This is a genomic window from Janthinobacterium sp. J1-1 (genome assembly GCF_030944405.1).
Lineage (GTDB): Bacteria > Pseudomonadota > Gammaproteobacteria > Burkholderiales > Burkholderiaceae_D > Janthinobacterium.
The window spans coordinates 348,185-373,948 of record NZ_CP132339.1 but is presented as its reverse complement, the minus strand read 5'-3'; the positions used below and the strand labels follow the sequence as shown (position 1 = coordinate 373,948).

Genomic DNA, 25,764 nt, shown 5'->3' with positions numbered 1-25,764 from the left:
CCTGGCGATCGCTTACACTGTCGGCTCACTTCTTACCGATCACGCCCATGCGCCGTTCCGCCCTGCTTGCCCTGCCACTCCTGCTGCTGCTGTCCGCGTGCGACGACTATACGGCGCCCAGCCTGTACCAGGCCACCACGCCCGATTGCAAGACGTGGACCGAAGGCTCGCGCTTCGAGCTGCCGCGCGGTATCACCGTGTATGCCACGCCCCCCACCACGCTCAAGGATGGCGGCACGGAACTGGCGCTGATTTTTACTTTGCCGGTCGGCACGCAGGCCAGTTTTACGCGGCTGTCGTTCTTGCTGGAAGAACCGAAAAAGCCGCCGTTTGCAAATGCCAGGGTGACCACCATCTACCAGCGCGGCCTGGACCAGAAGGCGGAAATCGTCGACGTGATCGAGCAGCTGCCCATCATGTTCTCGGCGGTGGGCAACAGCAAGGCCACCCAATGGCGCTTGCGCCTGCAGCTGCCGCGCCAGCTGCCGCAGCGGTTTGACTTGAACATGCCGGACATGCTGGTGGCCGGCAAGCGCTATCCGGTGCGCACGTTTACCTATCGCTATTTTGATGAGCGCAAGGCGTATGGCATGTGCAGTTAAGTTACCAGCCGCGTCAACCATGTTGTCGGATTACGGCCTTCGGCCTAATCCGGCCTACCCGGCGTGCCGGCGGATATCGTAGGTCGGGTTAGCGCGCAGCGCGTAACCCGACACCACCACCTCCGCCAGCAAAAAAAAAGCAGCCCGAAGGCTGCTTTTTTTGCATGCGCGGCAATTAATGCTTGCGCAGCTTCTGGATCGCGGCCAGTTGCGCAATCGCGCTGGCCAGCTCGGCTTGCGCTTGCGCGTAGTCGATGCCCGAATCCTTGTTGTGGATGTTTTCTTCCGCCAGCTTCTTCGCTTCCAGCGCTTTCGCTTCGTCGAGGTCGTGACCGCGGATCGCGGTATCGGCCAGGACGGTCACGGTGTCAGGCTGCACTTCCAGCAAGCCGCCGGCGACGAAGACGAACTCTTCTTCAGCCTGGCCGACTACCTTGATGCGGACCGCGCCCGGACGGATGCGGGTAATCAAGGGCGTGTGGCGTGGGTAGATGCCCAGCTCGCCTTGTTCACCCGGCAACGCGACGAATTCTGCTTCACCTGAAAAAATCAATTCTTCAGCGGAAACCACGTCAACGTGAATTGTGTGTGCCATGTGTGTCCTATCGGGTTGAAGAACCCCGCCTCGTGAGGGGCGGGGTTAGGCCCAGACTTAACTTAGTTAAGTTTCTTGGCTTTTTCGATTGCTTCGTCGATCGTGCCGACCATGTAGAACGCTTGTTCCGGCAGGTGATCGAGTTCGCCCGACGCGATCATCTTGAAGCCCTTGATCGTGTCTTTCAGCGAAACGTATTTACCTGGCGAACCGGTAAACACTTCAGCGACGTGGAAAGGCTGCGACAGGAAACGCTGCATCTTGCGTGCGCGGGCCACCAGCAGTTTGTCTTCCGGTGCCAGCTCGTCCATGCCCAGAATCGCGATAATGTCACGCAGTTCCTTGTAGCGCTGCAGAGTCGTTTGCACGGCACGCGCGGTGTCGTAGTGCTCTTGACCAACGATCAGCGGATCCAGCTGACGCGAGGTCGAGTCCAGTGGATCGACGGCCGGGTAGATACCCAGCGAGGCGATGTCACGCGACAGGGCAACGGTCGAATCCAGGTGAGCAAAGGTGGTTGCTGGCGACGGATCGGTGTAATCATCGGCAGGAACGTAGACGGCCTGGATCGAGGTGATCGAGCCGGTCTTGGTCGACGTGATACGCTCTTGCAGACGGCCCATTTCTTCAGCCAGGGTCGGTTGGTAACCCACGGCCGACGGCATACGGCCCAGCAGTGCCGATACTTCGGTACCGGCCAGCGTGAAGCGGTAGATGTTGTCGACGAAGAACAACACGTCCTTGCCTTCATCACGGAACGATTCAGCGATCGTCAGGCCGGTCAGCGCCACGCGCAGACGGTTGCCTGGTGGTTCATTCATCTGGCCGTAGACCATTGCGACTTTGGAGTTTTCCGGATTTTCCAGATCGACCACTTTCGCATCAGCCATCTCGTGGTAGAAGTCGTTACCCTCGCGAGTACGCTCACCAACGCCGGCAAACACGGACACGCCGCTGTGTGCCTTGGCGATGTTGTTGATCAGTTCCATCATGTTCACGGTCTTGCCCACGCCGGCGCCGCCGAACAGGCCGACTTTACCGCCTTTTGCAAACGGGCACACCAGGTCGATCACCTTGATGCCGGTTTCCAGCAGTTCTTGCGATGGCGACAGTTCGTCGTACGCAGGAGCGGTGCGGTGGATCGAGGCGATCTGTTCGTGCGATACCGGACCGCATTCGTCGATCGGGTTACCCAGCACGTCCATGATGCGGCCCAGGGTTGCTTTACCGACTGGCACCATGATAGGTTTGCCGGTGTTCTGGATCATCATGCCGCGACGCAGGCCATCGGACGAGCCGAGTGCAATGGTACGGACAATGCCGTCGCCCAACTGCTGTTGTACTTCCAGGGTCAGTTCCGAGCCCGCCATCTTCAAGGCATCAAATACCTTAGGCATCGCGTTGCGGGGAAACTCAACGTCCACCACAGCGCCGATACACTGAACGATTTTGCCATCAGCCATGTTCGTTCCTTCAAATATAGTTAAATTCGTTTAAACCGCTGCCGCACCGGCGACGATTTCGGAGAGTTCTTTGGTAATCGCAGCTTGGCGGGTCTTGTTGTAGACGAGCTTCAGTTCGCCGATCACACTACCTGCGTTGTCGCTTGCAGCTTTCATCGCGACCATCCGTGCCGATTGCTCGGACGCCAGATTCTCCGCGACTGCCTGGTACACCAGCGCTTCTACATAGCGCTCCAGCAATTCGTCGATGATGCTTTGTGCATCCGGCTCGTAGATGTAATCCCACGAGTGTGCGCTCTTGTCGGCGACCATTTTGTCGGCCGTCAATGGCAGCAGCTGTTCGACCACTGGTTCCTGCTTCATCGTGTTGATGAATTTGGTGTAGCACAGGTACACTGCGTCGAGCTTGCCAGCCTGGAACTCTTCGAGCATGACCTTGACAGGTCCGATCAATTTATCCAGATGTGGCGTATCACCAGTCTGAATGGCAGAGGCGACGATCTTGACGCCGATGCGATTCAAAAAACCCAACCCCTTGTTACCGATAGCGACTGCTTCAATCTTGTTGCCGGCTGTTTCCAGCTCGCGCGACTTGCTCGTCACCTGGCGCAAGATATTGGTGTTCATGCCGCCGCACAGACCCTTGTCGGTCGTGACGACGATGAAACCCACTGCCTTGGCTTCCGTGCCTTGCGCTGCCGCCAGGAACGGGTGCGTGTATTCCGGATTGGCATTCGCCAGATTGGCGGCGATATTACGAATCTTGTCACTGTAGGGACGAGCGGCCCGCATCCGGTCTTGCGCCTTGCGCATTTTGGACGCGGCGACCATTTCCATCGCCTTGGTGATCTTCTTCGTATTCTCTACGCTTTTGATCTTGCCACGTATCTCTTTGCTTGATGCCATGAGTCCTTACTCCTTCTGCGCGTAGGGCGGCGCCTCACTCGAGGTGGGCGCCGCCTGGCCGCTTAATATGCGCCGGATTTCTTGAAATCAGCAATGGCCGCCGACAGAGTTGCTTCGCTGTCTTTGTCGAGTTGCTTGGTTTCTTCGATCTTGGCCAGCAGAGCAGCTTGCTTGGTTTTCATGTAAGCGTGGACGCCTGCTTCGAACGACAGCACTTGCTTGACTGGCACGTCGTCCATGAAGCCCTTGTTCACCGAGAACAGCGAGACGGCCATCAGCGAGATCGACAGTGGCGAGTACTGGGCTTGCTTGAGCAATTCCGTCACGCGCGCACCACGGTCCAGCTGCTTGCGGGTCGATTCGTCCAGGTCCGAGGCGAACTGCGCAAACGCGGCCAGCTCACGGTACTGCGCCAGGTCGGTACGGATACCGCCGGACAGGTTTTTGATGACCTTGGTCTGGGCGGCGCCACCGACGCGCGATACGGAAATACCGGCGTTAATCGCAGGACGGATACCTGCGTTGAACAACGACGTTTCCAGGAAGATCTGGCCGTCGGTAATCGAAATCACGTTGGTTGGCACGAAGGCCGACACGTCACCCGCCTGGGTTTCGATGATCGGCAGTGCCGTCAGCGAACCGGTCTTGCCTTTGACGGCACCGTCGGTGAACTTCTCGACGTAGTCGGCGTTCACGCGGGCTGCGCGTTCCAGCAGGCGGCTGTGCAGGTAGAACACGTCGCCTGGGTACGCTTCGCGACCTGGTGGACGGCGCAGCAGCAGCGAGATCTGACGGTAAGCAACAGCTTGTTTCGACAGATCATCGTAGACGATCAGTGCATCTTCACCGCGGTCACGGAAGTATTCGCCCATGGCGCAACCGGAGTACGGCGAGATGTATTGCATGGCGGCCGATTCCGAAGCGGAAGCGGCGACCACGATGGTGTATTCCATCGCGCCGTGCTGTTCCAGCGAGCGCACGATGTTCTTGATCGACGAGGCCTTCTGGCCAATCGCGACGTAGATACATTTCATGCCCTGGCCTTTTTGATTGATGATCGCATCAATCGCCACGGCGGACTTACCGGTCTGACGGTCGCCGATGATCAGTTCGCGCTGGCCGCGGCCAACTGGAACCATCGCATCGATCGACTTCAGGCCGGTTTGCATCGGTTGCGAAACGGATTCACGGGCGATCACGCCCGGGGCGATTTTTTCAATCGCGGCCGTCAGCTTGGTCTCGATGGCGCCTTTGCCGTCGATCGGCTGGCCCAGCGCGTTGACCACGCGGCCCAGCAGTTCAGGACCGACCGGCACTTCCAGAATGCGGCCGGTGCATTTCACCGTGTCGCCTTCGGAGATGTGCTCGTAAGCACCCAGAATCACGGAACCGACGGAGTCGCGCTCCAGGTTCATCGCCAGGCCGAAGGTGTTGCCCGGGAATTCCAGCATCTCGCCTTGCATCACGTCCGACAGGCCGTGGATGCGGCAGATACCGTCGGCAACGGAAATAACCGTGCCTTGGTTACGCACTTCAGCGCCGCCATCAAGACCTTGGATCCGGCTCTTGATCAACTCGCTGATTTCAGATGGGTTGAGTTGCATACTAACTCCTAAAAGTGTTTCTCTCAGCTTGCGCGAGGGGTAAGGGTCTGTCTAAGCTGGCCTGCCGAAGCGCGTGTCTTACGACACCAGTGCGGCGTGCAATTGCTGCAGTTTGGCGCGCACCGAGGTGTCGAGCACCTGGTCGCCAACAACCACGCGCACGCCGCCGAGCAGCGATGGATCCACTGTGACGGCAGGGTTGAGCTTACGACTGAATTTCTTTTCCAGCGTTGCGACCAGCTCGGCCGTTTGGCCTTCGCTCAGATCGAAAGCGCTCGTGATCTCGGCGTCAGCCGCACCTTCCAGGCCATTTTTCAAGGCATGGAATTGCGCGCCGATTTCCGGCAGCAGGCTGATGCGGCCATTTTCGATCAACAGGGTAACGAAGTTTTTGACTTCTTCGTTGAGCGGCGATTTCAACAACGACAGGATGGTGGCGGCGACGTCGCTCTCCGAAACTTTCGGATTGCGCGCGTACGCCTGTACCTCGGGGTGGCTACCGACCTGGGCCAATTCGGACACCAGTTCGGACCACGCCGCGAGGTTGCTTGACTCCTTACCTGCTTGGGCTACGCGGAACAAAGCTTCCGCGTAGGGACGGGCGACGGTTGCGAGTTCTGCCATGATTACAGCTCGACAGCAAGACGCTGCAACATTTCGGCGTGAGCCGTAGCGTTGACTTCACGCTTCAGGATCTGCTCGGCACCTTTGATCGCCAGGTCAGCCACCTGAGCGCGCAATTGTTCGCGTGCTTTCGACAGTTGCTGCTCGGCGTCGGACTGGGCTTGCGCGATGATACGCGCCGCTTCAGCCTGGGCATTTTGCTTGATCTCTTCAGCAACCAGCTGGGCACGCTTTTCAGCGTCCGCAACGCGTTGCGACGCTTCTTCACGTGCACCATTCAATGCTTCTTGCGCACGCTTTTCAGCGACAGCCATCGAAGCCTGACCTTGATCGGCCGCAGCCAATCCATCCGCGATTCGTTTGGCACGCTCATCCAGCGCTGTGTTCAGCGCTGGAAATACGAACTTCATCGAGAACCAGACCAACACCGCGAAGGTGATCATCTGGCCGATGAGCGACATATTGATGTCCATACCTTTGCTCCTAACTAAAAGTTTCTCCTAGGGTTGGAGCGAATTACTGAGCAACAGCGGTCAGAGCCGACAGGAACGGGTTAGCGAACGTGTACAGCAGAGCGATACCAACGCCGATCATCGAGATGGCATCCAGCAGACCAGCGATAACGAACAGTTTGGTTTGCAGTTGTGGCATCAGTTCTGGTTGACGTGCCGAAGCTTCCAGGAATTTACCACCCAAGATAGCGAAGCCCAAAGCGGTACCGATTGCGGCCAGGCCGATGATGATTGCTGCTGCCAGAACGGTCATGCTTTGTACTTGTGCGATCAGAGCTTGCATAAAATTCTCCTAAATTTAAAAACGAAAGGTACTAACAAAAAAACAAAATATAAAGTTGCTGATTAATGCTTCTCAACCGCAAGGCTCAGATACACAACCGTCAACGCCATAAACACAAAAGCTTGCAAAGTTACAATCAAGATATGGAAAATTGCCCATGGACCACCCAACGCCCACTGTGCCCACCAAGGCAACAACGCGATCAAGATGAAAATCAGTTCGCCGGCATACATATTGCCGAACAGTCGCAGCGACAGGGAGATCAGTTTTGCAACCAACTCAACCATTTGCAGCAGGAAATTTACTGGTGCCAACAAGATTGTGCCGACGATGCCGCTCGCATGGAACGGCGCGGTAAACAATTCCTTGATCCAGCCGCCCAGGCCCTTGGCCTTGACGGAAAACGCGATAATGCACAGAACCACCGAGAACGACATCGCAAAAGTATGGTTCACGTCGGCGGTCGGTACCACGCGCAGCTTGTGCACGCCGAACCAGCTCAATACTTTCGGCAGCAGGTCAACCGGCAGGAAGTCCATTGCGTTCAACAGCCAGACCCAGACAAAAATCGTGATGGCCAGTGGCGCGATGATCTTGCTTTTGGCGTGAAAGGCCCCATTAATGGTTTCATTGACCATTTCCATGATCATTTCGACGAAGTTTTGCAGTTTGCCAGGAACACCGGCCGTCGCGCGGCGCGAAGCCATGTAGAAAACGGCAAGGAAAACAAAGCCCAGGATGGCAGACACCCAGAAGGTGTCCAGATTGAAGGCGCCATCGGCGCTTTTCAAGTGGGCCAAGTGGTGGCTGATGTATTCTGTGGCGTTGGCCGGGGCAGCATGGCCCGCTTCAATAGCGTGTTCTGTGGTCATAATGAATTTAGATTTGTCGTTTCAGAGCACAACAGGCCCTAAAACCAATGATTAAACAGCGAGCAATGAAAACCAGTATGCTAAGGTTGCCACCGCGAAACCCAAGATCAGCCATAACCAGGCGGCCGACTGAAACAACACCAGTGCCAATATAAACAGCACCGCTGTGATAAATATTTTCACCGCTTCCGCGCGCACGTGCGCACGAAAAGCCTTTTTGGCGTCGCTGGAGCCGCGAACGACCAGCATGGCATACGCCATGCTGCCAATGACGGCGATTGCACCGCCAACTGCGGCGGACCAGCCCCTGTTACTGCCACCAAAAAACAGGGTCACAGTAGCGAAGCTGATCACGATTGCTAGCTGCAAGGCAACTACTTTGTAGACCGGCTTGGCAATGTTTTGCATCGAATCACTCAATTACCAAGTTCCCGGAAAAATCTACACACGCAAAGACACGGGATTATAGTTGGCTTTGTTCTACAGAGTCAAACGTTGGCGCACCGCTGCAGGGCAATTGCAGCATGAAACAGACGCTTTACCGACACTTCGCGGCGATTTGCACCAACATATGGCAAAGCGGCTTGCCGCGCCGCTTGCGCTTGTGTTAGCAGCCCGTCATTTAACCACGCAAACGGCTCAGCAAACCATCCAGTACGTCAAGATCGGCAAAATCAATCACCAACTGGCCACGGCCCTTGTTGCCCATCTTGAACACCACCGGCGTGGCGAGGGCATCGGACAGCTCCTCTTCCAGGCGCGCGATATCGCCCGACTTCTCCTTGACACGCGGTTCCACGGGGTTGGCCGCTTCCTCGACCGTGCGCGTGACCAGTTTTTCCGTTTCGCGCACCGACAGCCGTTTTGCCACCACCTGGTTCGCGAGGGTGATCTGGCTGGCCGCGTCGACCGCCAACAGCGCGCGCGCATGGCCCATGTCGATATCGCCGGCCATCAGCATGGTCTGCACCGGGGCGGCCAGGTTCATCAGCCGCAACAGGTTCGACACCGCGCTGCGCGAGCGTCCGACCGCAGTGGCCGCTTGCTCATGGGTAAAACTGAAGTCGGTGATCAGGCGGTGGATGCCCTGCGCCTCTTCCAATGGATTGAGGTCTTCGCGCTGGATGTTCTCGATCAACGCCATGGCCGCAGCCGCCAGGTCGTCGACGTCGCGCACCAGCACCGGCACTTCCGTCAGCCCGGCCAGCTGCGAGGCGCGAAAACGCCGTTCGCCGGCGATGATTTCATATTTGATAAGTCCACTCAGGGTGTCCTGGCCGATCGGGCGCACCAGGATCGGCTGCATCAAGCCCTGCGCCTTGATCGAGGCGGCCAGTTCATTCAGGGCGCCCTCGTCCATGCGGGTGCGCGGTTGATATTTGCCGGCTTGCATTTGTGTCACCGCCAGTGTGGTCGGTGCCGCCTGTTCCGGACTGGCGAAGTCGCCGCCGCCTAACAGGGCGTCGAGGCCGCGCCCCAGTCCTTTTAATTTTTTGGTAGCCATGCTGTCCTAATGAATTTTTTTAAGTAAGCGCTCACATTATGACCGTGATCGCTTGCTTCTTACATATGCTTGATGCGCTCGACCATCTCGGCGCCGAAGGCGATATACGCTTGCGCGCCTTTCGAGCTGGGGTCGAAGTTGACGCCAGGCAATCCATACGAGGGCGCTTCGGCCAGGCGCACGTTGCGCGGGATAATGGTCTTGAAGACCTTGTCGCCAAAGTGCTGTTCCAGCTGGGCCGAGACTTGTTGCGATAATGTCATGCGCGGATCGAACATCACGCGCAACAGGCCGATGATCTTCAGCTCCGGGTTCAGGTTGGCATGCACCTTCTTGATGGTGTTGACCAGGTCGGACAAGCCTTCCAGCGCGTAGTACTCGCACTGCATCGGGATGATCACGCCATGCGCGGCGCACAGGCCGTTCAGGGTCAGCATCGACAGGGCCGGCGGGCAATCGACCAGGATGAAGTCATACTCGCCGTCGACTTCGGCCAGCGCATCCTTCAGGCGGCTTTCGCGGCGGTCCAGTTCCACCATCTCGACTTCGGCGCCGGCCAGCTCGCGGTTCGACGGCAGCACGTCGAAACGCCCCGCTTCCGAACGCTGGCGTGCCGTCCTGACATCGGACTCGCCCAGCATCACTTCATAGGTCGACGCTTTCAAGCCGGCCTTGTTGATGCCGGCGCCCATGGTGGCATTGCCTTGCGGATCGAGGTCGACCAGCAGCACGCGCTGGTCCAGCTTGGCCAGGCCGGCGGACAGGTTGACACTCGTGGTGGTTTTACCAACACCACCCTTTTGATTTGCTACGCAAAAAATTTTGGCCATGTATCTTCTAGTTGTAAATGGATGCAAACTTCATTGTCGCGCCCCGGCGCATGACCGAAACGATTTATACTGTTTATTTGATTTATACCGTTTATACGATATAAATCGTATATATAATTTATACGATTTAAATGATTTATATGATTTATATGATTTATATGATTTATATGATTTATACGTTTTATATAATTTATACCGTATAAATGATTTATATCGTTTATTTTCCGGCCTTTAAAATCTTGTTATAAACACCAGATGACGCTCTGCATTTAGCCCTGGCACCTGAATAGGGGTCAATTTCGTCACTTTCCAGTCTGCCGGCAGTCGCTCGCGCTCGTCTGGCGGAGCCACCCCCTTCAAGGCGATGAATTGACCACCCTCCTCCAATACGTGGTGCGACCAGTTGACGAAGTCGGACAGGTCGGCAAAGGCGCGCGAGGTGATCACGTCGAATTTCTGCGGTACTTCCAGCTGCTCCACGCGCTTGGTGTACACCGTAACGTTGGCCAGGCCCAGTTCGGCTTTCACCTGCGTCAAAAACGCGGTCTTCTTGTGCACCGTATCGATCATCGACACCTTGATATCGGGCCGTGCGATGGCCAGCACCATGCCCGGCAGGCCGCCGCCGGCGCCCACGTCGAGCACGTTTTTCGCCTGCGCGAAAGCAGGCACGGCGGCCAGGGAATCGAGCACGTGCAGGGTCAGCATCTGCAACGGATCGCGCACCGAGGTCAGGTTGTAGACGCTGTTCCACTTGGCCAACAGGGCCAGGTAATCGAGCAGTTGTTCCGCTTGCGCCGCGCTCAGGTCGAGCTTCAGCGCGGCGATGCCTTCATTCAAAGTCTGGGCCAGTACGGCCCGGTCAAACTGCTTCATTCAACAACCTCGTCCTTTAAAATGGTGGTCTGTATTGCGGCCTGGCCTGCGCCAAAACCGCGCTTTTTCAGGTGTACCAGCAGCAGCGAAATGGCCGCCGGCGTGACGCCGGAAATACGCGATGCCTGGCCCAGGGTTTCCGGACGCTGCTTGTCGAGTTTCTGGCGCACTTCGACCGACAACGCGGCGATATCCAGGTAATTGAACCCTTCGGGCAAAGCCAGGTTTTCATAGTGTTCGTGACGCTCGATTTCCTTGCTCTGGCGCTCGATATAGCCGGCGTACTTGAGCTGGATTTCGACCTGTTCGCGCACCGCCGGGTCTTCCACGCCGGGGCCTGCCAGGGCCTGGCCTTCCACGCCGGTCATGCTCATCAGGGTGTCGTAGGCCACGTTCGGGCGGCGCAGCAGGTCCGCCAGCGAGTATTCGCGTTCGATGGCCTGGCCAACGATGCGCTCCGATTCGGCGGCTGCCAGGATGCGCGGGTTGACCCACGTGGAACGCAGGCGTTCCAGTTCCAGGGCGACGGCTTCGCGCTTGCGCTCGAACGCTTCCCACTGCGCGTCACCGACACAGCCCAGGGCGCGGCCGATTTCCGTCAGGCGCATGTCGGCATTGTCTTCACGCAGGCTCAGACGGTACTCGGCGCGGCTGGTAAACATGCGGTAAGGCTCTTGCACGCCTTGGGTGATCAGGTCGTCGACCAGCACGCCCAGATACGCTTCCGAGCGGCCCGGGGTCCACGATTCCTTGCCTTGCGTCAGCAGCGCCGCATTCAGTCCCGCCAGCATGCCTTGCGCGGCCGCCTCTTCGTAGCCGGTGGTGCCATTGATCTGGCCGGCAAAGAACAGGCCCGCCACCACCTTGGTTTCCAGCGATGCTTTCAAGCCGCGCGGGTCGAAATAATCGTATTCGATGGCATAGCCGGGTCTCAGGATATGCGCGTTTTCCATGCCCTTCATCGAGCGCACCAGGGCGATCTGCACGTCGAACGGCAGGCTGGTGGAGATGCCGTTCGGATAGAATTCGTGCGTCGTCAAGCCTTCCGGCTCGAGGAAAATCTGGTGCGATTCCTTGCCGGCGAAGCGGTGGATCTTGTCTTCGATCGACGGGCAATAACGGGGGCCGACGCCTTCGATCACGCCCGTATACATGGGGCTGCGGTCGAGGCCGGCGCGGATAATGTCATGCGTCTGGCTATTGGTGTGCGTGATCCAGCATGGCACCTGTTTCGGATGCATGGACGTGTTGCCCATCACCGAAAACACGGGTACCGGATCGAGGTCGCCCGGCTGTTCCTGCATCACGGAAAAATCGATGCTGCGGCCGTCGATGCGCGGCGGCGTGCCGGTTTTCAAGCGCCCTTGCGGCAGCTTCAGTTCCTTCAGGCGGGCGGACAGCGAGATCGCCGGCGGGTCGCCGGCGCGGCCCGCCGAGTAGTTATTCAGGCCAATGTGGATCTTGCCGTCAAGGAAAGTACCGGCCGTCAGCACCACGGCACGGGCCAGGAACTTCAGGCCGATCTGCGTCACGGCGCCGACCACGCGGTCGCCTTCGACCATCAGGTCATCGACCGCCTGCTGGAACAGCCACAGATTCGGCTGGTTTTCCAGGCGCGCACGGATCGCGGCTTTATAGAGGATACGATCAGCCTGGGCGCGCGTGGCGCGAACTGCCGGGCCTTTCGAGGAATTGAGAATGCGGAACTGGATGCCGGACTCGTCGGTGGCAATCGCCATCGCGCCGCCCATGGCGTCGACTTCCTTGACCAGATGGCCCTTGCCGATACCGCCGATGGACGGGTTGCACGACATCTGGCCCAGGGTCTCGATATTATGGGTAAGCAAAAGCGTCTTCTGCCCCATGCGGGCGGAAGCGAGTGCCGCCTCGGTACCGGCGTGACCACCACCGACGACGATGACGTCGAATTCTGTAGGAAATAACATGAGTAATAGATAAATGCGAGGAGTGAGCTCCGATTATAGAGTCTTTTCGCGGCCATAACTTTTTACGGGCTATTTTTTGCCTATTTTTTACTCAGCAAGCAAGCGATGCGCGGTTTTCTGTTCCACGTGGAACAATGCTGATAATCATCAACGATGGTTTCACGTGGAACATGCGCAGGCGCAAAAAGCGGAGTAAGCTCGTTGAACCTTCTCTCCTGGGAGTTCGCATGGCCGCCTTTCAGTTTCGCACCATCCCCCATTTGATCAGCGAACCAGGCGCCAGCAGCCAGCTTGGCACACATATAGGCCTGCACTTTCCCACCGTGCGGCGGGTACTGCTGGTGACCGATCCCGGCTTCCTGTCCACGGGGCTGGTCGATACGCCACTGCGCAGCTTGCAGGAAGCGGGCATCGAGGTGCATGTCTTTTCCGATGTGCAAGCCGATCCGCCGGAAGCCGTGGTGCTGGCGGCCGTGGAGCAGGCACGATTGTTTCACGTGGAACTGGTGATCGGCCTCGGTGGCGGCAGTTCGATGGACGTGGCCAAGCTGATCGCCGTGTTGGCGCCTGGTGGGCAGGCACTGAGCGAGCTGTATGGCATCGGCAAGGTACAAGGCTCGCGTCTGCCATTGGTGCAAGTACCCACCACCGCCGGCACAGGATCGGAAGTGACGAATATTTCCATCGTCACCACGGGCGCCACCAGCAAGATGGGCGTGGTGGCGCCACAGCTGTATGCGGACCTGGCCATCCTCGACGCCCGCCTGACCCTGGGCCTGCCGCCAGCCGTGACGGCCGCCACCGGCCTCGATGCGATGGTGCATGCGATCGAGGCCTACACCACGGCGCATCTAAAAAACCCGCTGTCCGACATGCTGGCGCGGCAAGCCCTGTCGCTGTTATCAAGTAACCTGGTGCGCGTGTGCCGCCACGGCCAGGACTTGGCGGCGCGGCAAGCCATGCTGCTGGGCGCCATGCTGGCCGGCCAGGCGTTTTCGAATGCGCCGGTGGCGGCCGTGCACGCCCTCGCCTATCCGATCGGCGGCATGTTTCACGTGCCACATGGCTTGTCGAACGCGCTGGTGCTGCCACACGTGCTGCGCTTCAATCTTGGCCACGCCATACCGTTGTATGCGGAACTGGCGGCCATCGTGGCGCCACAGGCAACGGGCAGCGAAGAGGCGCGCGCGCAAGCGCTGATCGCCGCACTGCAGGCGCTGGCGGTGGAGACCGGCATCGTGCGTACCTTGCGCGACGTGGGGATTGCCAAAGCGGACCTCGATGGGTTGGCCGAGGCCGCCATGCAGCAGACGCGCTTGCTGGGCAATAATCCGCGCACCGTCACCTTGGCCGACGCACGGGCCATCTATGCGGCCGCATGGTGAGCCAGCATACCGACATACCACATCACGCTGGTACACTGACGCCATGAAGCCTGCAGATATCCCCATCCATCCCGACGCCACCGTGTTTCCCTACGCGGGCTGCGCCGGTTGCCATGACAGCGCGCCGCTGTCGTTCGCGTTCGAGTACGCCTATCAGCCCATCGTCGACGTGGCCACGCGCAGCATCTATGCCTACGAGGCGCTGGTGCGCGGCCCGAATGGCGAAAGCGCCGCCAGCGTGCTGGCACAGGTGACGGACGAAAACCGCTACCGCTTCGACCAGGCTTGCCGCGTGAAAGCCGTGGCGGGCGCCGCGCGCCTGGGCATGCAGGAGTTCCTGTCGATCAATTTCCTGCCGAATGCCGTGTACCGTCCCGAGGTCTGCATCCGCAGCACACTGGAAGCGGCGCGCGCGCATGACTTTCCCACCGACAAGATCATCTTTGAAGTGACGGAAGGCGAACGGGTGCAGGACCGCCCTCACCTGGTCAATATTTTCCAAGAATACCGGCGCTTCGGTTTCCAGACCGCCATCGACGATTTCGGCGCCGGTTATGCCGGCCTGAACCTGCTGGCCGAATACCAGCCCGATATCATCAAGATCGACATGGACCTGGTGCGCGACATCGATCGTCATGCGCCGCGCCAGGCCATCGTGCGCTCGATCGCCAGCCTGTGCCGCGAGCTGGGCATCAAGGTGCTGGCCGAAGGCATCGAGACGCGTGCCGAACGCGACTTCCTGGCCAGCTGCGGCATTGCGCTGATGCAGGGTTACTGGTTTTCAAAACCCGTGTTCCAGGGACTGGCGCAGATATCCGACAGCGCCTGGAATTGAAAAGGGCCACGTGAAACGTGGCCCTTTCCTTGTGGACCTGCCGCCTTAATCAGGAATGTTCACCACCGCACCCGTCAAAGTGATGCTGTTGGCTGCCGTGGGCGCGGCGGCAATTGACGGTACATTCAGGTTGGTGATCGGCGTGCCGGCGTCTGGCCGCGTCACCGTGCGCACCACTTGCGACGGCGGCAGGGCCTGGTTCGACCGCAGGTGCGCATACATGGCGTCGAGCGCGCGATTCAGGTACACATGCAGCGGCACCACCAGCGTCGGCAAGGCGCTGCTGAAGGAATCGAAGTGGTTGGCGTTGGTGACCTCGATATAGCGCAGCTTGCTGTTGGCGCCCTCCACCGCCGCGTTCAAACCGAGGTAGGCACGCGAGGCGTGGTTGACGGGAATCAGGGTATCGCTGCGGCCCTGGACGATGATCGCCGGTTTGCCGTTGAGCTTGCCTGTGGCCCGCACCTCCGCCACGCCGACGCGCACGCGCGTGCTGTGCGCGGCCAGTGTCCCGGTCAGGGCTGTACCGCTGACGGCGTCATTTCCCGTCGCCAGGCTGCGCAGGCAAAGAAAACCATCGAGCGCCTGGTCGGCCAGATTGCTCGACGGCGAGACGGCCGCCGTGTAGACCCTGGCGCCGCCCACTGCATTTTCATAGATGACATTGCCGAGGATGCCGTTTTGCGTGGCGAAGCTGGCCGCCTTCTGCGCATTGGTGTAAGCGGCGGGATTGCCCAGCGCATCGGTCTGCGCAAAGCTGAAGCCGCACACTTTATCCGTCACCGAAAATTTTCCGTAGGCATAGGCATACGTCACGGCCACCAGGATATTCGTGCCCGCATGCGAGGCATGCAGGGGGTCGGAGTCCGCCAGCCAGCCGTAGGCCTGCAAGCGCCGTTTCGCGTCCTGCTGCTGCGAGGCCAGGTCGCCGCCAGTCAATAACCCTTTGGCCACCAGCGCGGTGCAGCGTCCGGCATTGCCGGCCACCGAGGCGATGCAGGGCTGGTACAGCGCCGCATAAGTGGAATAATCGAACAGCGCGCGGCCGGGGCCGGCCACCGTCACCGCCCCCTGGCGCACGCTGTACGCGGTCGATGGCTGCGGCTGGATCTGCGGCTCGCTGGCGGCCACGCCGCTGATCAGCCCCTTCGTATCCTGCTCGGCGGCCAGCAGCGCGGCGCCGGCGCCATTGGAAATGCTCGACGCGATGGTGATGGTGTTGGCGGGCTTCAGGCGCGCCAGATGGGCAACCCCGTCGCGCGCGGTGGCGCCATGGCGCTCGTTGAGCACATAGTAGGCAAACTCCACCGCCTGCAAGGTGGCCCTGCCCCAGTCTTTCTCCGGGTTCTGTTGCGAGTGTGCATGCTTGAAGGCGATGCGGTTCGGATTTGCGCTGGCAAAGGCGGTGCGATCAGCGTCGGCCAGGTCGGGTGCGAAGATGGCGTTCTTGCCGGCGCTCGTGCGCGTGGCGCGCACACCGTTCTGCAGGTTGACGCTGTCGTCGTCGAACACATACAGGCCGGTGCCGGAACCCTTGTCGGCATAGGCCACGGCGCAGCCTTTTTTCAGCCCCCATTCGCCGGAGCTGCCGATGGCGCCATAGATGCCGCGCGAGCCGCTCGACGTACCCGTGACGATGCAGGCGCGCTCGGGATCGAAACTGGCCGGTACCTGCACCATCAGCGTGACGTTTTTCTTGCCGCTGCCATCGTCGGCATACGCTACGTATTCGCTGCCGGCGATCAGGCCTTCGCCGCCGCCCACCACGCCATTGGCATCGACATTCGGGCCGTACAGGCTGCCGTAGCCGCTGCTGGCGCCAATATCGAGCACGGCGCGGTAATTGGCGTGGATGGCGTTGCGGCGCAATTCCAGCGCGGTCGGATGCTCGGGATCGGCATACGCGGGGGCCGCCGCGGCCAGTCCCGTCTTGCCCAGGCCGGCCGTCAACAAATCATTGGTCCTGCCGTCGACATCCAGTCGGGTGATGGTGCCCAGGTAGGCCGGCAACTGGTTCAGGTCTTCGGCCGTGTGGCTGCTGCCGCAGGCCGTCAGGATCAATAGTGTGCACAAGCTGCCGCCGGTGCGCAGGATGGTGGTGGTCATAGCTGTTCTCCATTCATTGATGAGGTAACGCTAAAAACGGTCTCCAGATAAAAAAAGCCGGACTTGCGTCCGGCCTTGCTTGCTGCTTGCAACTCAGGCTGCTGGCTTGGCTGCCCTGCCGCCGAAACGGGCGATCGCCTCGCCCACGATACCGCGCCGGAACATCAGCACGCAGATCACGAAGATGATGCCGGTCACGATGCCCACCGACTCACCCAGGGTACCGAACCATTCCACGCCCGTGTGCGTGGCCAGGTAGGTGCCGAGGTCGCCCAGCTTGTTTTCCAGGGCAATGATCAGCACCGCGCCGATGATCGGGCCGGCCAGGGTGCCCATGCCGCCGACCAAGGTCATCAGCACGACCAGGCCCGACATGCCCCAGTAGACATCGGTCAGGGTTTCAAAGCCCAGCACCAGGGTCTTGGTGGCGCCGGCCAGGGCCGCCAGCGAAGCGGACAAGACGATGGCCGTCAGCTTGTACTTGTTGACGTCGTAGCCCAGGGAGATTGCACGCGGCTCGTTTTCCTTGATCGCCTTGAGCACTTGCCCGAACGGCGAATGGATGGTGCGTACGATCAGGGCGAAGCCGGCGATAAAGATGGCCAGCACCACGTAGTACAGCACGGTGTCATTGCCGAGGTCGATGGTGCCGAGCAGTGTTCCACGTGGAACACCTTGCAGACCATCTTCGCCACCCGTGAACGGCAGGCGCAGCGCCAGGAAGTACACCATCTGCGCCAGGGCGAGCGTGATCATGGTGAAGTAGATGCCCTGGCGGCGGATCGCCAGGCCACCCATCACCAGCCCCAAAAAGGCGCCGGTGGCGACACCGGCCAGCAAACCGAGTTCCGTCGGCCAGCCCCAGGTGCGCAAGGCGTAGCCGGTGACATAGCCGGCGCCGCCGAAAAACGCCGCATGGCCGAACGACAGCAAACCGGTATAGCCGATCAGCAAGTTGAAGGCGCAGGCAAACAGGGCAAAGCACAGCAACTTCATCAGGAAGACCGGGTAGCCGTAAAACGGTGCGGCCAGCGCCAGCGCCAAAGCGACTGCGTAGCCTACATTCTTATTCATCGTGATTGCTCCAATACATGACTGATGAGGATTACTTTTCTTTGCCGAACAGGCCGGCCGGACGCAGCAGCAGCACGATGACCATCACCACGAACACCACGGTGGCCGAACCTTCCGGGTAGAACACGCGGGTCAGGCCCTCGATCACGCCCAAGCCCAGGCCCGTCAGGATCGAACCCATGATGGAACCCATGCCGCCGATCACCACCACGGCGAACACGACGATGATCAGGTTCGAGCCCATCAGCGGCGAGACCTGGATGATGGGCGCCGCCAGCACGCCGGCAAAGCCGGCCAGCGCCACGCCGAAGCCGAAGGTCAGAGTCACCATCAGCGGCACGTTGATGCCGAACGCTTCCACCAGTTTCGGGTTTTCCGTGCCGGCCCGCAGGTAGGCGCCCAGTTTGGTTTTTTCGATCACGAACCAGGTCGCCAGACACACGACCAGCGAAGCGACGACCACCCAGGCGCGGTAGTTCGGCAGGATCATGAAGCCCAGATCGGTGGCGCCGGCCAGCAATTCCGGCACGGCGTAGGGCTGGCCCGACACGCCATAGAAGGAACGGAACACGCCTTCGACGATCAGCGTGATGCCGAAGGTCAGCAGCAAGCCATACAAATGGTCGAGCTTATAGAGCCAGCGCAGCATGGTTTTTTCGATCAGGATGCCGAAGGCGCCGACGATGACCGGGGCGATCACCAGCATGGCCCAGTAGCTGATATCGAAATAGCTCAGGCCCATCCAGGCCAGGAAAGCGCCCATCATGTACATGGCGCCGTGCGAAAAATTAATGACGTTGAGCAGGCCAAAGATGACGGCCAGACCGAGGGACAACATGGCATAGAACGAGCCGTTGACGAGACCCAGCAGCAGCTGGCTCATCATCGCTTGTAATGGAACGCCGAAAATTTCCATGGCATCACAGTATAAAAAGCACCGCCGGACGACGGTGTGGTGTCAAGGGAGACGCACGGCCACGCCTGGGCGCGGCGGCGCAAGGTGAAACATGGCCAGTGCGAACGGCCACGACAGCACTGCCCGCGTGGCATGGCGCCAGGCGGGCAGTGCCGTTAGTTTATTTCCAGAGCGAACACTTCGATTCGGCCTTGGTCAGGTACGCCTGCGCGCCCGGCACGGTGGCCACCACCTTGTAGTAATCCCATGGGTATTTCGACTCGGCCGGCTTTTTCACTTCCATCAGATACATGTCGTGCACCATGCGGCCGTCGGGACGCACTTCGCCGTTCTTGGTGAACATGTCGTTGATCTTGGTCTTTTTCAGGTAGGCCATGACCTTGTCGGAATCGTCGGTACCGAGCGCCTTGACGGCTTTCAGGTAGTTGCTTGCTGCCGAGTAGTCGGCGGCCTGCAGCATCGACGGCTCTTTCTTCATCTTGTCGAAATAGCGTTTCGACCAGGCCCGCGTTTCCGGATTCAAATCCCAGTACCAGCCATCGGTCAGGTACATGCCCTGCGTCAGGTTCAGGCCCAGCGAATGGATGTCGTTGATAAAGATCAGCAAGCCCGCCAGCCTGACATTTTTCGACACGCCGAATTCATTGGCGGCCTTGATGCTGTTGATGGCGTCGCCACCGGCATTGGCCAGGCCCAGGATCTGTGGCTTGGCCGCTTGCGCCTGCAGCAGAAAGGACGAGAAGTCGGAGGCGCCCAGCGGATGCTTGACGCTGCCCAGCACCTTGCCGCCGGCCGCCTTGACGACCTCGGCCGTGTCTTTTTCCAGCGAGTGGCCAAACGCATAGTCGGCCGTCATGAAATACCAGTTCTTGCCGCCCTGCTTGACGATGGTGCCGCCGGTGCCGCGCGCCAGCGCCACGGTGTCGTAGGCGTAGTGCACGGTGTACGGCGAGCATTCTTCATTGGTCAGGCGCGAGGAGCCGGCGCCGATGGCAACGAAGATTTTTTTCTTTTCGGCCGCGACCTTGGCCATCGCCAGGCTGGCGCCGGAATTGGTGCCGCCGATCAGCATGTCCACGCCCTGCTGGTCGAACCACTCGCGTGCCTTGGAGGCGGCGATATCGGCCTTGTTCTGGTGGTCGGCGGAAATGAATTCCACTTTCTTGCCAGCCAGGACCACGCCGGCGTCGGCGATCGCCATCTTGATGGCTTCGGCGCCACCCAAGCCATCGACGTCGGAATAGACGCCCGACATGTCCGAAATAAAACCGATCTTGATGGTGTCGCCCGAGACCTGGGCGTGAGCGAAGGAGGAAAAGCCCACTGCGCAAATGGCAGCGGTGGCAATGGCGATAGCGTTACGTTTCATGGTGTCTCCGTTGGAAATTATTGTTTGCTATTGAATTCGATCGCTCGCACTACACGCCAAGCAGCTCGGTCAGTACCGGCATCTTGGCCTCCAGTTCGGATGCAGCAAAAGTCTCGACGATCTGACCATGCTCCATCACATAAAACCGGTCCGCCAGCGGTGCGGCAAACCGGAAATTCTGCTCCACCATAACGATGGTGTATCCCTTCGCTTTCAGGGTGGTGATCATGCGCGCCAGGCCCTGCACGATGACGGGCGCCAGGCCTTCCGAAATTTCATCGAGCAGCAGCAGGCGCGCGCCCGTGCGCAAGATGCGCGCCACGGCCAGCATCTGCTGTTCGCCGCCGGACAGGCGCGTGCCCTGGCTGTGGCGGCGCTCCTGCAGGTTGGGGAACATGGCGTAGATTTCCGCCACCGACATGCCCTTCTCGCCGCTGGCCAGGTTGGGCGGCAGCATCAGGTTTTCTTCCGTCGACAGCGAAGAAAAAATGCCGCGCTCCTCGGGACAATAGCCGATGCCCAGGTGGGCGATCTTGTGCGTGGCCAAACCGATCGCTTCGACGCCGTTGACCTTGATCGAGCCGGTGCGCGCGCCCGTCAGGCCCATGATGGCGCGCAAGGTGGTGGTGCGGCCGGCGCCATTGCGGCCCAGCAAAGTGACCACCTCGCCCTGCTGCACTTTCAGGTTCACATCATGCAAGATGTGCGACTCGCCATACCAGGTTTGCAGCTGCGAAATTTCCAGCGCCGGCGCTTTGTTTGCAGACGTCATCAATGCGCTCCTTCCAGTTCGGCGTGGGTGGTGCCCATATACGCTTCCATCACCTGCGGATTGCGCGACACTTCCGCATAACTGCCCTCGGCCAGCATGGCGCCGCGCTGCAGCACGGAAATCTTGTCGCAGATACCGGAGACCACGCTCATATTGTGTTCCACCATCAGGATGGTGCGGCCGGCCGAGACCTTCTTGATCAGCTCGGTGACGCGGTGCACGTCTTCGTGGCCCATGCCCTGCGTCGGTTCATCGAGCAGCATCATTTCCGGCTCCATCGCCAGGGTGGTGGCGATCTCGAGCGCGCGCTTGCGGCCGTATGGCATGTCGACCGTGATGGTATCGGCAAACTCGGTAAGGTCCACTTCAGCGAGCAAAGCCATGGCGCGGTCGTTGAGCTGGTTCAAGGCGCGTTCGCTTTGCCAGAAATAAAACGAGGTACCGAGCTGGCGCTGCAAGCCGATGCGCACATTCTGCAGCACCGACAGATGCGGGAAAACGGCGGAAATCTGGAAAGAACGGATCACCCCCATGCGGGCGATCTGGGCCGGTTTCGCGGCCGTGATATCTTTTCCATTGAACAGGATCTGTCCGGAAGTGGGAACCAGGAATTTCGTGAGCAGGTTAAAACACGTGGTCTTGCCGGCGCCGTTAGGGCCGATCAAGGCGTGGATATGGCCGCGTTCCACTTGCAGGTTCACATCGCTCACAGCGGTGAAGCCCTTGAATTCCTTGGTCAAATTTCTTGTTTCCAAGATGATGTTTGACATCGTGTCTCCTAGTTGTACTTTTTGTACTACTTAGTCTTTTTTATAATACACAACTTGAATTTGCCGCACAATACAGTATAACTACGGGGATTTTCGCCTCGCTATCCTGCTGCAAGCAAGTTCAAACCGTCTCGGGTTTCCAGCATTTTTGTATCATGTGCGCCGCCTTTTCCGCGATCATCACGGTCGGCGAGTTGGTATTGCCCGAAGTGATATACGGCATGATGGAGGCATCGACCACGCGCAAGCCCGCCACGCCGATCACCCGCAACTGGCTGTCGACCACCGATAAAGGATCGCTGGCCAAGCCCATGCGGCAAGTACCGACAGGATGGAAAATCGTCGTGCCGATCTCGCTGGCCGCCTGCACCAGCTCGGCTTGCGTCTGGTATTGCGGACCCGGCTTGTATTCCTGCGGCGCAAACCGCTGCAAGGCCGGCGCGGCGACGATGCTGCGCGTCAGGCGCAAGGCGTCCGCCGCCACCTGGCGGTCTTCCGGCGTACTCAGGTAATTGAGGGCAATGCTTGGTGGCGCATAACTGTCGTTCGACGCCAGTTGTACTTGTCCGCGCGAGGTCGGGCGCAGATTGCAGACGCTGGCCGTAAATGCGGGAAACGCATGCAAGGGCGTGCCGAATTTGTCGAGCGACAAGGGCTGTACGTGATATTGCAGATTCGGCGTGGCCTGGCCCGGGTCGGAGCGGGCAAACGCGCCCAGCTGCGACGGCGCCATCGACATCGGCCCGCTCTGGAACAGCGCATATTGCAAGCCGATCTGCATCCTGCCCAGCAAATTGCCAGCCATCATGTTCAAGGTTTTCACACCCTGCACCTTGAACACCATGCGCAGCTGCAAATGATCCTGCAGATTGCCGCCCACGCCAGGGGCGTCGACCATGGGCGCGATGCCATGTTGCCGCAGCAAGGCGGCCGGACCGATGCCGGACAATTGCAGCAGATGCGGTGAACCGATGGCGCCAGCCGTCAGCAGCGTTTCGCGCCGCGCCGTCGCCTGCCACTGCGTGCCGCCGCCCGTAAACGTGATGCCGGTGCAGCGCGGACCGTTATCCGAGGCGCTGATCTGCAGCCGTTCCACGTGGCAGCCCGTCATGATGGTCAGATTGGGCCGGCGCGAGGCCGGCTTCAAGAACGCTTTCGAGGTATTCCAGCGGATGCCGCGGCGCTGGTTGACGTCGAAATAGCTGCTGCCGCTGTTGTCGCCGCGATTAAAATCCGGCGTTTTCGGGATGCCGACCTGTTCCGCCGCATCACGGAAAGCGTTCAGGATATCCCATGACAAGCGCTGTTTTTCCACCCGCCATTCGCCGCCGGCGCCGTGGTGGCTCGATGCGCCGCCATGATAATCCTCGCTTTGCCGGAACAGCGGCAGCACCTGGTCCCAGCCCCAGGACGCGTCGCCGGCGAGCTCGGCCCAGCGGTCATAGTCCTGTGCCTGGCCGCGCATATAAATCATGCCGTTGATGGACGAGCTGCCGCCCAGCACTTTTCCACGTGGATAAATCAGGCTGCGCCCGCCCAGGCCCGCATCGGCCTGGGTGGAATACAGCCAGTCGGTGCGCGGATTGCCGATGCAATGCAGGTAGCCGACAGGAATGTGTATCCACACATAGTCGTCCTTGCCGCCCGCTTCCACCAGCAAGACGTTGGCGTTCTGGTCGCGCGTGAGCCGGTTGGCCAGCACGCACCCTGCCGTACCGCCACCGATGATGATGTAGTCGAATTCGCCTGCCGATTCCAATGAAGCTCCTTTCGGTAATACTTTCGAGGGTGGGCGGCGTGTCTCCTCGCCGCTTGCCATTACCAGAGTCTGTTCGTGCATGAGTCGCAAAGCAGATTACCACCAGTGTCCTTGCTCGGCGACATTAATTGCTCAGCCTGCGCAATCCGTGCTCAAAAACACCCTTTCCAGCTGTGGATAAGTGTATGGATATCCACAGGTACACTATGTGCGTAAACGAAAAATTTTTCAGGGACGATTTTTTTGTCCCAAAACTGTTCAGCTGTCATACAACCCTTGCCCAGCGTTTATACGCGCGCCAAGTTTTTGTTTACAAGGATAAATCTGTACTTATCCACAGGAAAGTCCTGCGTTAACTACTATTACTATTCTTGTATACGATCTTGTTAGGGTAAACCTGGTCACGCGCAGTTGGCCTCGCCATGGCTAATCCGTTTGATGCAGCTCTGGCCCAGCTAAAAAAAAATCGCGCCAACACTGAGCCAGCAAAAAACGGCAAGCCAGCACGACAACGTCGAGACTGCCAAACCGTCTTGCGGGAAACGACGCGCGAACGAACACCTGCCGACGGATCAGGCAAGGTCTGCACAGTGCAAAAAAGGGAAGTTTCAGAACGGTTGTGGATAAGTCAGTCGATATCCACAGGATGACTTGTGCGTAAACATGAAGTTAGCGCAGCGCCGATATTTTATACAATTTTGCTCCTTCGGCGATACAGGCTTTATGCAGGCTTTTTTTTTCGCGTAAACGATTGATCCTGTTGAAAAAAAACGACTTATCCACAGAAAGATCGACGTTTACTATTACTACTATTTTTATATATGAATCTATTGTAAACCGACAAAAAAACGCAAACCTCGCCGTTTTTTCCAAAAACCGGCAAATAGCGCAAAAAAAAAACGTTAACGGCGACGCTGACAGTCACTGCCAAACCGTCTGCAGGAATCCGTAGTCGACCTTGGCCAACATGCTGGCCAGCCATCCAGGTGCGCCAACAGCACGGCGGCAACCGTGAAAACCGTGGTTTTTGCTGCCTGGTGTGGATAACTGCCTGTATATCCACAGGATGAGATGTGGGAAAAGTCGTTCTTTGTCCACAGGCGAACTTTTATCCCAAACAAGTCCGGCCTCGATACAATGCTTATGCAGCGCCTTTTTTAGGGCCTAAGTGCTTGTTAACGCGACGGTATACCGACTTATCCACAGAAAAACACGCGTTTACTATCACTACTATTTTTATGTATACCTCTTTATTTAAAACACAGAAACAAACGCGAACGGTGGAAAAGCGCCGTCAACGGCTTCGGTTAACGTTTTCAATCCCGCAAAACCAGTGAAAAACACATGAATACAGACAAAAAAATGCGTTTGGGGATCATCAGCGCCTTGCATGAAGAACAGCAGGGGCTGGTAGAAGCCATGCAAGGGGCCGTCACGCGTTCGCACGGCATGCGGGTCTACACCCTTGGACAGCTGTGGAATATCGACGCTGTGTGCGTCCTGTCGCGTCTGGGCAAGGTTGCCGCCGCCATGACGGCTTCTTTGCTTGTGGAAAAGTTCGGAGTTACCCACATCGTCTTCACCGGCGTGGCCGGCAGTGGGGATAAATTGGTGAAAGTAGGCGATATCGTGGTCGCCGAAGCCCTGCTGCAGCACGATATGGATGCGCGCCCCCTGTTTCCCCGCTTCGAAGTGCCGCTGACAGGCTTGCAGCGCTTTGCCACCGACCTGGCGTTGAGCGAACAACTGGCCGGCGCCGCCCAGGATTTTTTGCGCGAGGATGCGCAAGCAGTGCTCGATCCGCTGGAAATTGCACAATTCAATTTGCAGCAACCGCAGGTGCACCGTGGCCTGATCGCCAGCGGCGACCAGTTCATCGGCAGCGCCGCCCATGTGAACCAGTTGAAAGCGGATCTGCCTGACCTGCTGGCCGTCGAAATGGAAGGCGCGGCCGTGGCGCAAGTGTGTTTCGAACTGGGCGTGCCGTTTACCATCATGCGCACGGTGTCGGACAACGCCAATGAAGAGGCGGCCGTCGACTTCATGCGCTTCGTGCACAGCGTGGCCTCGCGTTATGCGTTTGGCACGATCAAACGGCTGTGCCAGCGCCTGGCAGAATGATTGGCTCAAAAAAAAGGCAGAACCCGCAGGTTCTGCCTTT

24 protein-coding genes are annotated in these 25,764 nt (G+C 59.1%); 4 read left to right on the top strand and 20 right to left on the bottom strand.

Going from position 1 to position 25,764, the window contains the following annotated elements; translation table 11 throughout:
- Positions 1 to 47: 47 nt before the first annotated feature.
- Positions 48 to 602, top strand: coding sequence for a hypothetical protein (locus Q8L25_RS01635; protein WP_308923257.1), 555 nt, complete (start codon positions 48 to 50; stop codon positions 600 to 602).
- Between the two features lie 175 nt (positions 603 to 777).
- Here the strand turns inward: Q8L25_RS01635 and Q8L25_RS01630 are convergent, their stop codons facing one another.
- The 13 genes from Q8L25_RS01630 to mnmG form a co-directional block, all read right to left on the bottom strand.
- Positions 778 to 1,197 carry a F0F1 ATP synthase subunit epsilon gene (locus Q8L25_RS01630; protein ID WP_065307860.1) on the bottom strand — a complete coding sequence of 140 codons (420 nt, stop codon included), beginning with the start codon at positions 1,195 to 1,197 and terminating at the stop codon, positions 778 to 780.
- Between the two features lie 62 nt (positions 1,198 to 1,259).
- Positions 1,260 to 2,660, bottom strand: a complete 1,401-nt coding sequence (gene atpD / locus Q8L25_RS01625; RefSeq protein WP_065307861.1) for a F0F1 ATP synthase subunit beta — start codon at positions 2,658 to 2,660, stop codon at positions 1,260 to 1,262.
- A gap of 30 nt (positions 2,661 to 2,690) precedes the next feature.
- Positions 2,691 to 3,566, bottom strand: coding sequence for a F0F1 ATP synthase subunit gamma (gene atpG / locus Q8L25_RS01620; RefSeq protein WP_308923256.1), 876 nt, complete (start codon positions 3,564 to 3,566; stop codon positions 2,691 to 2,693).
- Between the two features lie 62 nt (positions 3,567 to 3,628).
- The gene (atpA, locus tag Q8L25_RS01615; protein WP_034752701.1) at positions 3,629 to 5,170 is read right to left on the bottom strand and encodes a F0F1 ATP synthase subunit alpha; all 1,542 of its coding nucleotides are present in this window, start codon (positions 5,168 to 5,170) and stop codon (positions 3,629 to 3,631) included.
- A 78-nt stretch (positions 5,171 to 5,248) separates the two neighbouring features.
- Positions 5,249 to 5,794, bottom strand: a complete 546-nt coding sequence (locus tag Q8L25_RS01610; protein WP_308923255.1) for a F0F1 ATP synthase subunit delta — start codon at positions 5,792 to 5,794, stop codon at positions 5,249 to 5,251.
- Positions 5,795 to 5,796: 2 nt separating this feature from the next.
- Positions 5,797 to 6,267 carry a F0F1 ATP synthase subunit B gene (locus tag Q8L25_RS01605; RefSeq protein WP_094442676.1) on the bottom strand — a complete coding sequence of 157 codons (471 nt, stop codon included), beginning with the start codon at positions 6,265 to 6,267 and terminating at the stop codon, positions 5,797 to 5,799.
- A 43-nt stretch (positions 6,268 to 6,310) separates the two neighbouring features.
- Positions 6,311 to 6,589, bottom strand: a complete 279-nt coding sequence (gene atpE / locus Q8L25_RS01600; RefSeq protein ID WP_071080009.1) for a F0F1 ATP synthase subunit C — start codon at positions 6,587 to 6,589, stop codon at positions 6,311 to 6,313.
- A 62-nt stretch (positions 6,590 to 6,651) separates the two neighbouring features.
- On the bottom strand, positions 6,652 to 7,461 hold the full coding sequence (atpB, locus tag Q8L25_RS01595; RefSeq protein ID WP_308923254.1) for a F0F1 ATP synthase subunit A: 810 nt from the start codon (positions 7,459 to 7,461) through the stop codon (positions 6,652 to 6,654).
- A 51-nt stretch (positions 7,462 to 7,512) separates the two neighbouring features.
- The gene (locus Q8L25_RS01590) at positions 7,513 to 7,869 is read right to left on the bottom strand and encodes an ATP synthase subunit I (RefSeq protein WP_308923253.1); all 357 of its coding nucleotides are present in this window, start codon (positions 7,867 to 7,869) and stop codon (positions 7,513 to 7,515) included.
- Positions 7,870 to 8,083: 214 nt separating this feature from the next.
- Complete coding sequence (locus Q8L25_RS01585) at positions 8,084 to 8,965, bottom strand: ParB/RepB/Spo0J family partition protein (protein ID WP_308923252.1); 882 nt, start codon at positions 8,963 to 8,965, stop codon at positions 8,084 to 8,086.
- Positions 8,966 to 9,024: 59 nt separating this feature from the next.
- Positions 9,025 to 9,795: a ParA family protein gene (locus tag Q8L25_RS01580; RefSeq protein ID WP_308923251.1), complete on the bottom strand. Its 771-nt coding sequence runs from the start codon at positions 9,793 to 9,795 to the stop codon at positions 9,025 to 9,027.
- Positions 9,796 to 10,026: 231 nt separating this feature from the next.
- On the bottom strand, positions 10,027 to 10,671 hold the full coding sequence (gene rsmG / locus Q8L25_RS01575) for a 16S rRNA (guanine(527)-N(7))-methyltransferase RsmG (protein ID WP_308923250.1): 645 nt from the start codon (positions 10,669 to 10,671) through the stop codon (positions 10,027 to 10,029).
- The gene (gene mnmG / locus Q8L25_RS01570; RefSeq protein ID WP_308923249.1) at positions 10,668 to 12,617 is read right to left on the bottom strand and encodes a tRNA uridine-5-carboxymethylaminomethyl(34) synthesis enzyme MnmG; all 1,950 of its coding nucleotides are present in this window, start codon (positions 12,615 to 12,617) and stop codon (positions 10,668 to 10,670) included. Before mnmG ends, rsmG begins: the two co-directional genes overlap by 4 nt.
- 227 nt (positions 12,618 to 12,844) lie before the next feature.
- Between mnmG and Q8L25_RS01565 the strand changes: the two genes are divergently transcribed.
- Positions 12,845 to 14,002 (top strand): iron-containing alcohol dehydrogenase, encoded by a 1,158-nt coding sequence (locus Q8L25_RS01565; RefSeq protein WP_308923248.1) that lies wholly within the window; start codon positions 12,845 to 12,847, stop codon positions 14,000 to 14,002.
- A gap of 43 nt (positions 14,003 to 14,045) precedes the next feature.
- Complete coding sequence (locus Q8L25_RS01560; protein ID WP_308923247.1) at positions 14,046 to 14,837, top strand: EAL domain-containing protein; 792 nt, start codon at positions 14,046 to 14,048, stop codon at positions 14,835 to 14,837.
- Positions 14,838 to 14,882: 45 nt separating this feature from the next.
- On the opposite strand, the gene Q8L25_RS01555 is transcribed toward Q8L25_RS01560, so the two are convergent.
- From Q8L25_RS01555 to Q8L25_RS01525, 7 genes are all read right to left on the bottom strand, one after another.
- On the bottom strand, positions 14,883 to 16,943 hold the full coding sequence (locus tag Q8L25_RS01555; protein WP_308923246.1) for a 3-hydroxybutyrate oligomer hydrolase family protein: 2,061 nt from the start codon (positions 16,941 to 16,943) through the stop codon (positions 14,883 to 14,885).
- A gap of 93 nt (positions 16,944 to 17,036) precedes the next feature.
- Entirely contained in the window at positions 17,037 to 18,017 is a 981-nt protein-coding gene (locus tag Q8L25_RS01550; RefSeq protein ID WP_308923245.1) for a branched-chain amino acid ABC transporter permease, read from the bottom strand.
- Positions 18,018 to 18,048: 31 nt separating this feature from the next.
- Positions 18,049 to 18,933 (bottom strand): branched-chain amino acid ABC transporter permease, encoded by an 885-nt coding sequence (locus Q8L25_RS01545; RefSeq protein ID WP_308923244.1) that lies wholly within the window; start codon positions 18,931 to 18,933, stop codon positions 18,049 to 18,051.
- A gap of 160 nt (positions 18,934 to 19,093) precedes the next feature.
- Positions 19,094 to 20,302 (bottom strand): ABC transporter substrate-binding protein, encoded by a 1,209-nt coding sequence (locus Q8L25_RS01540; RefSeq protein WP_308923243.1) that lies wholly within the window; start codon positions 20,300 to 20,302, stop codon positions 19,094 to 19,096.
- A gap of 49 nt (positions 20,303 to 20,351) precedes the next feature.
- Positions 20,352 to 21,074, bottom strand: a complete 723-nt coding sequence (locus Q8L25_RS01535; RefSeq protein WP_308923242.1) for an ABC transporter ATP-binding protein — start codon at positions 21,072 to 21,074, stop codon at positions 20,352 to 20,354.
- The gene (locus Q8L25_RS01530) at positions 21,074 to 21,844 is read right to left on the bottom strand and encodes an ABC transporter ATP-binding protein (RefSeq protein WP_308923241.1); all 771 of its coding nucleotides are present in this window, start codon (positions 21,842 to 21,844) and stop codon (positions 21,074 to 21,076) included. Before Q8L25_RS01530 ends, Q8L25_RS01535 begins: the two co-directional genes overlap by 1 nt.
- A 121-nt stretch (positions 21,845 to 21,965) precedes the next feature.
- Positions 21,966 to 23,603 carry a GMC family oxidoreductase N-terminal domain-containing protein gene (locus Q8L25_RS01525; protein WP_308923240.1) on the bottom strand — a complete coding sequence of 546 codons (1,638 nt, stop codon included), beginning with the start codon at positions 23,601 to 23,603 and terminating at the stop codon, positions 21,966 to 21,968.
- Positions 23,604 to 24,947: 1,344 nt separating this feature from the next.
- Between Q8L25_RS01525 and Q8L25_RS01520 the strand changes: the two genes are divergently transcribed.
- On the top strand, positions 24,948 to 25,724 hold the full coding sequence (locus tag Q8L25_RS01520; RefSeq protein ID WP_308923239.1) for a 5'-methylthioadenosine/adenosylhomocysteine nucleosidase: 777 nt from the start codon (positions 24,948 to 24,950) through the stop codon (positions 25,722 to 25,724).
- The last annotated feature ends 40 nt before the right edge of the window (positions 25,725 to 25,764 follow it).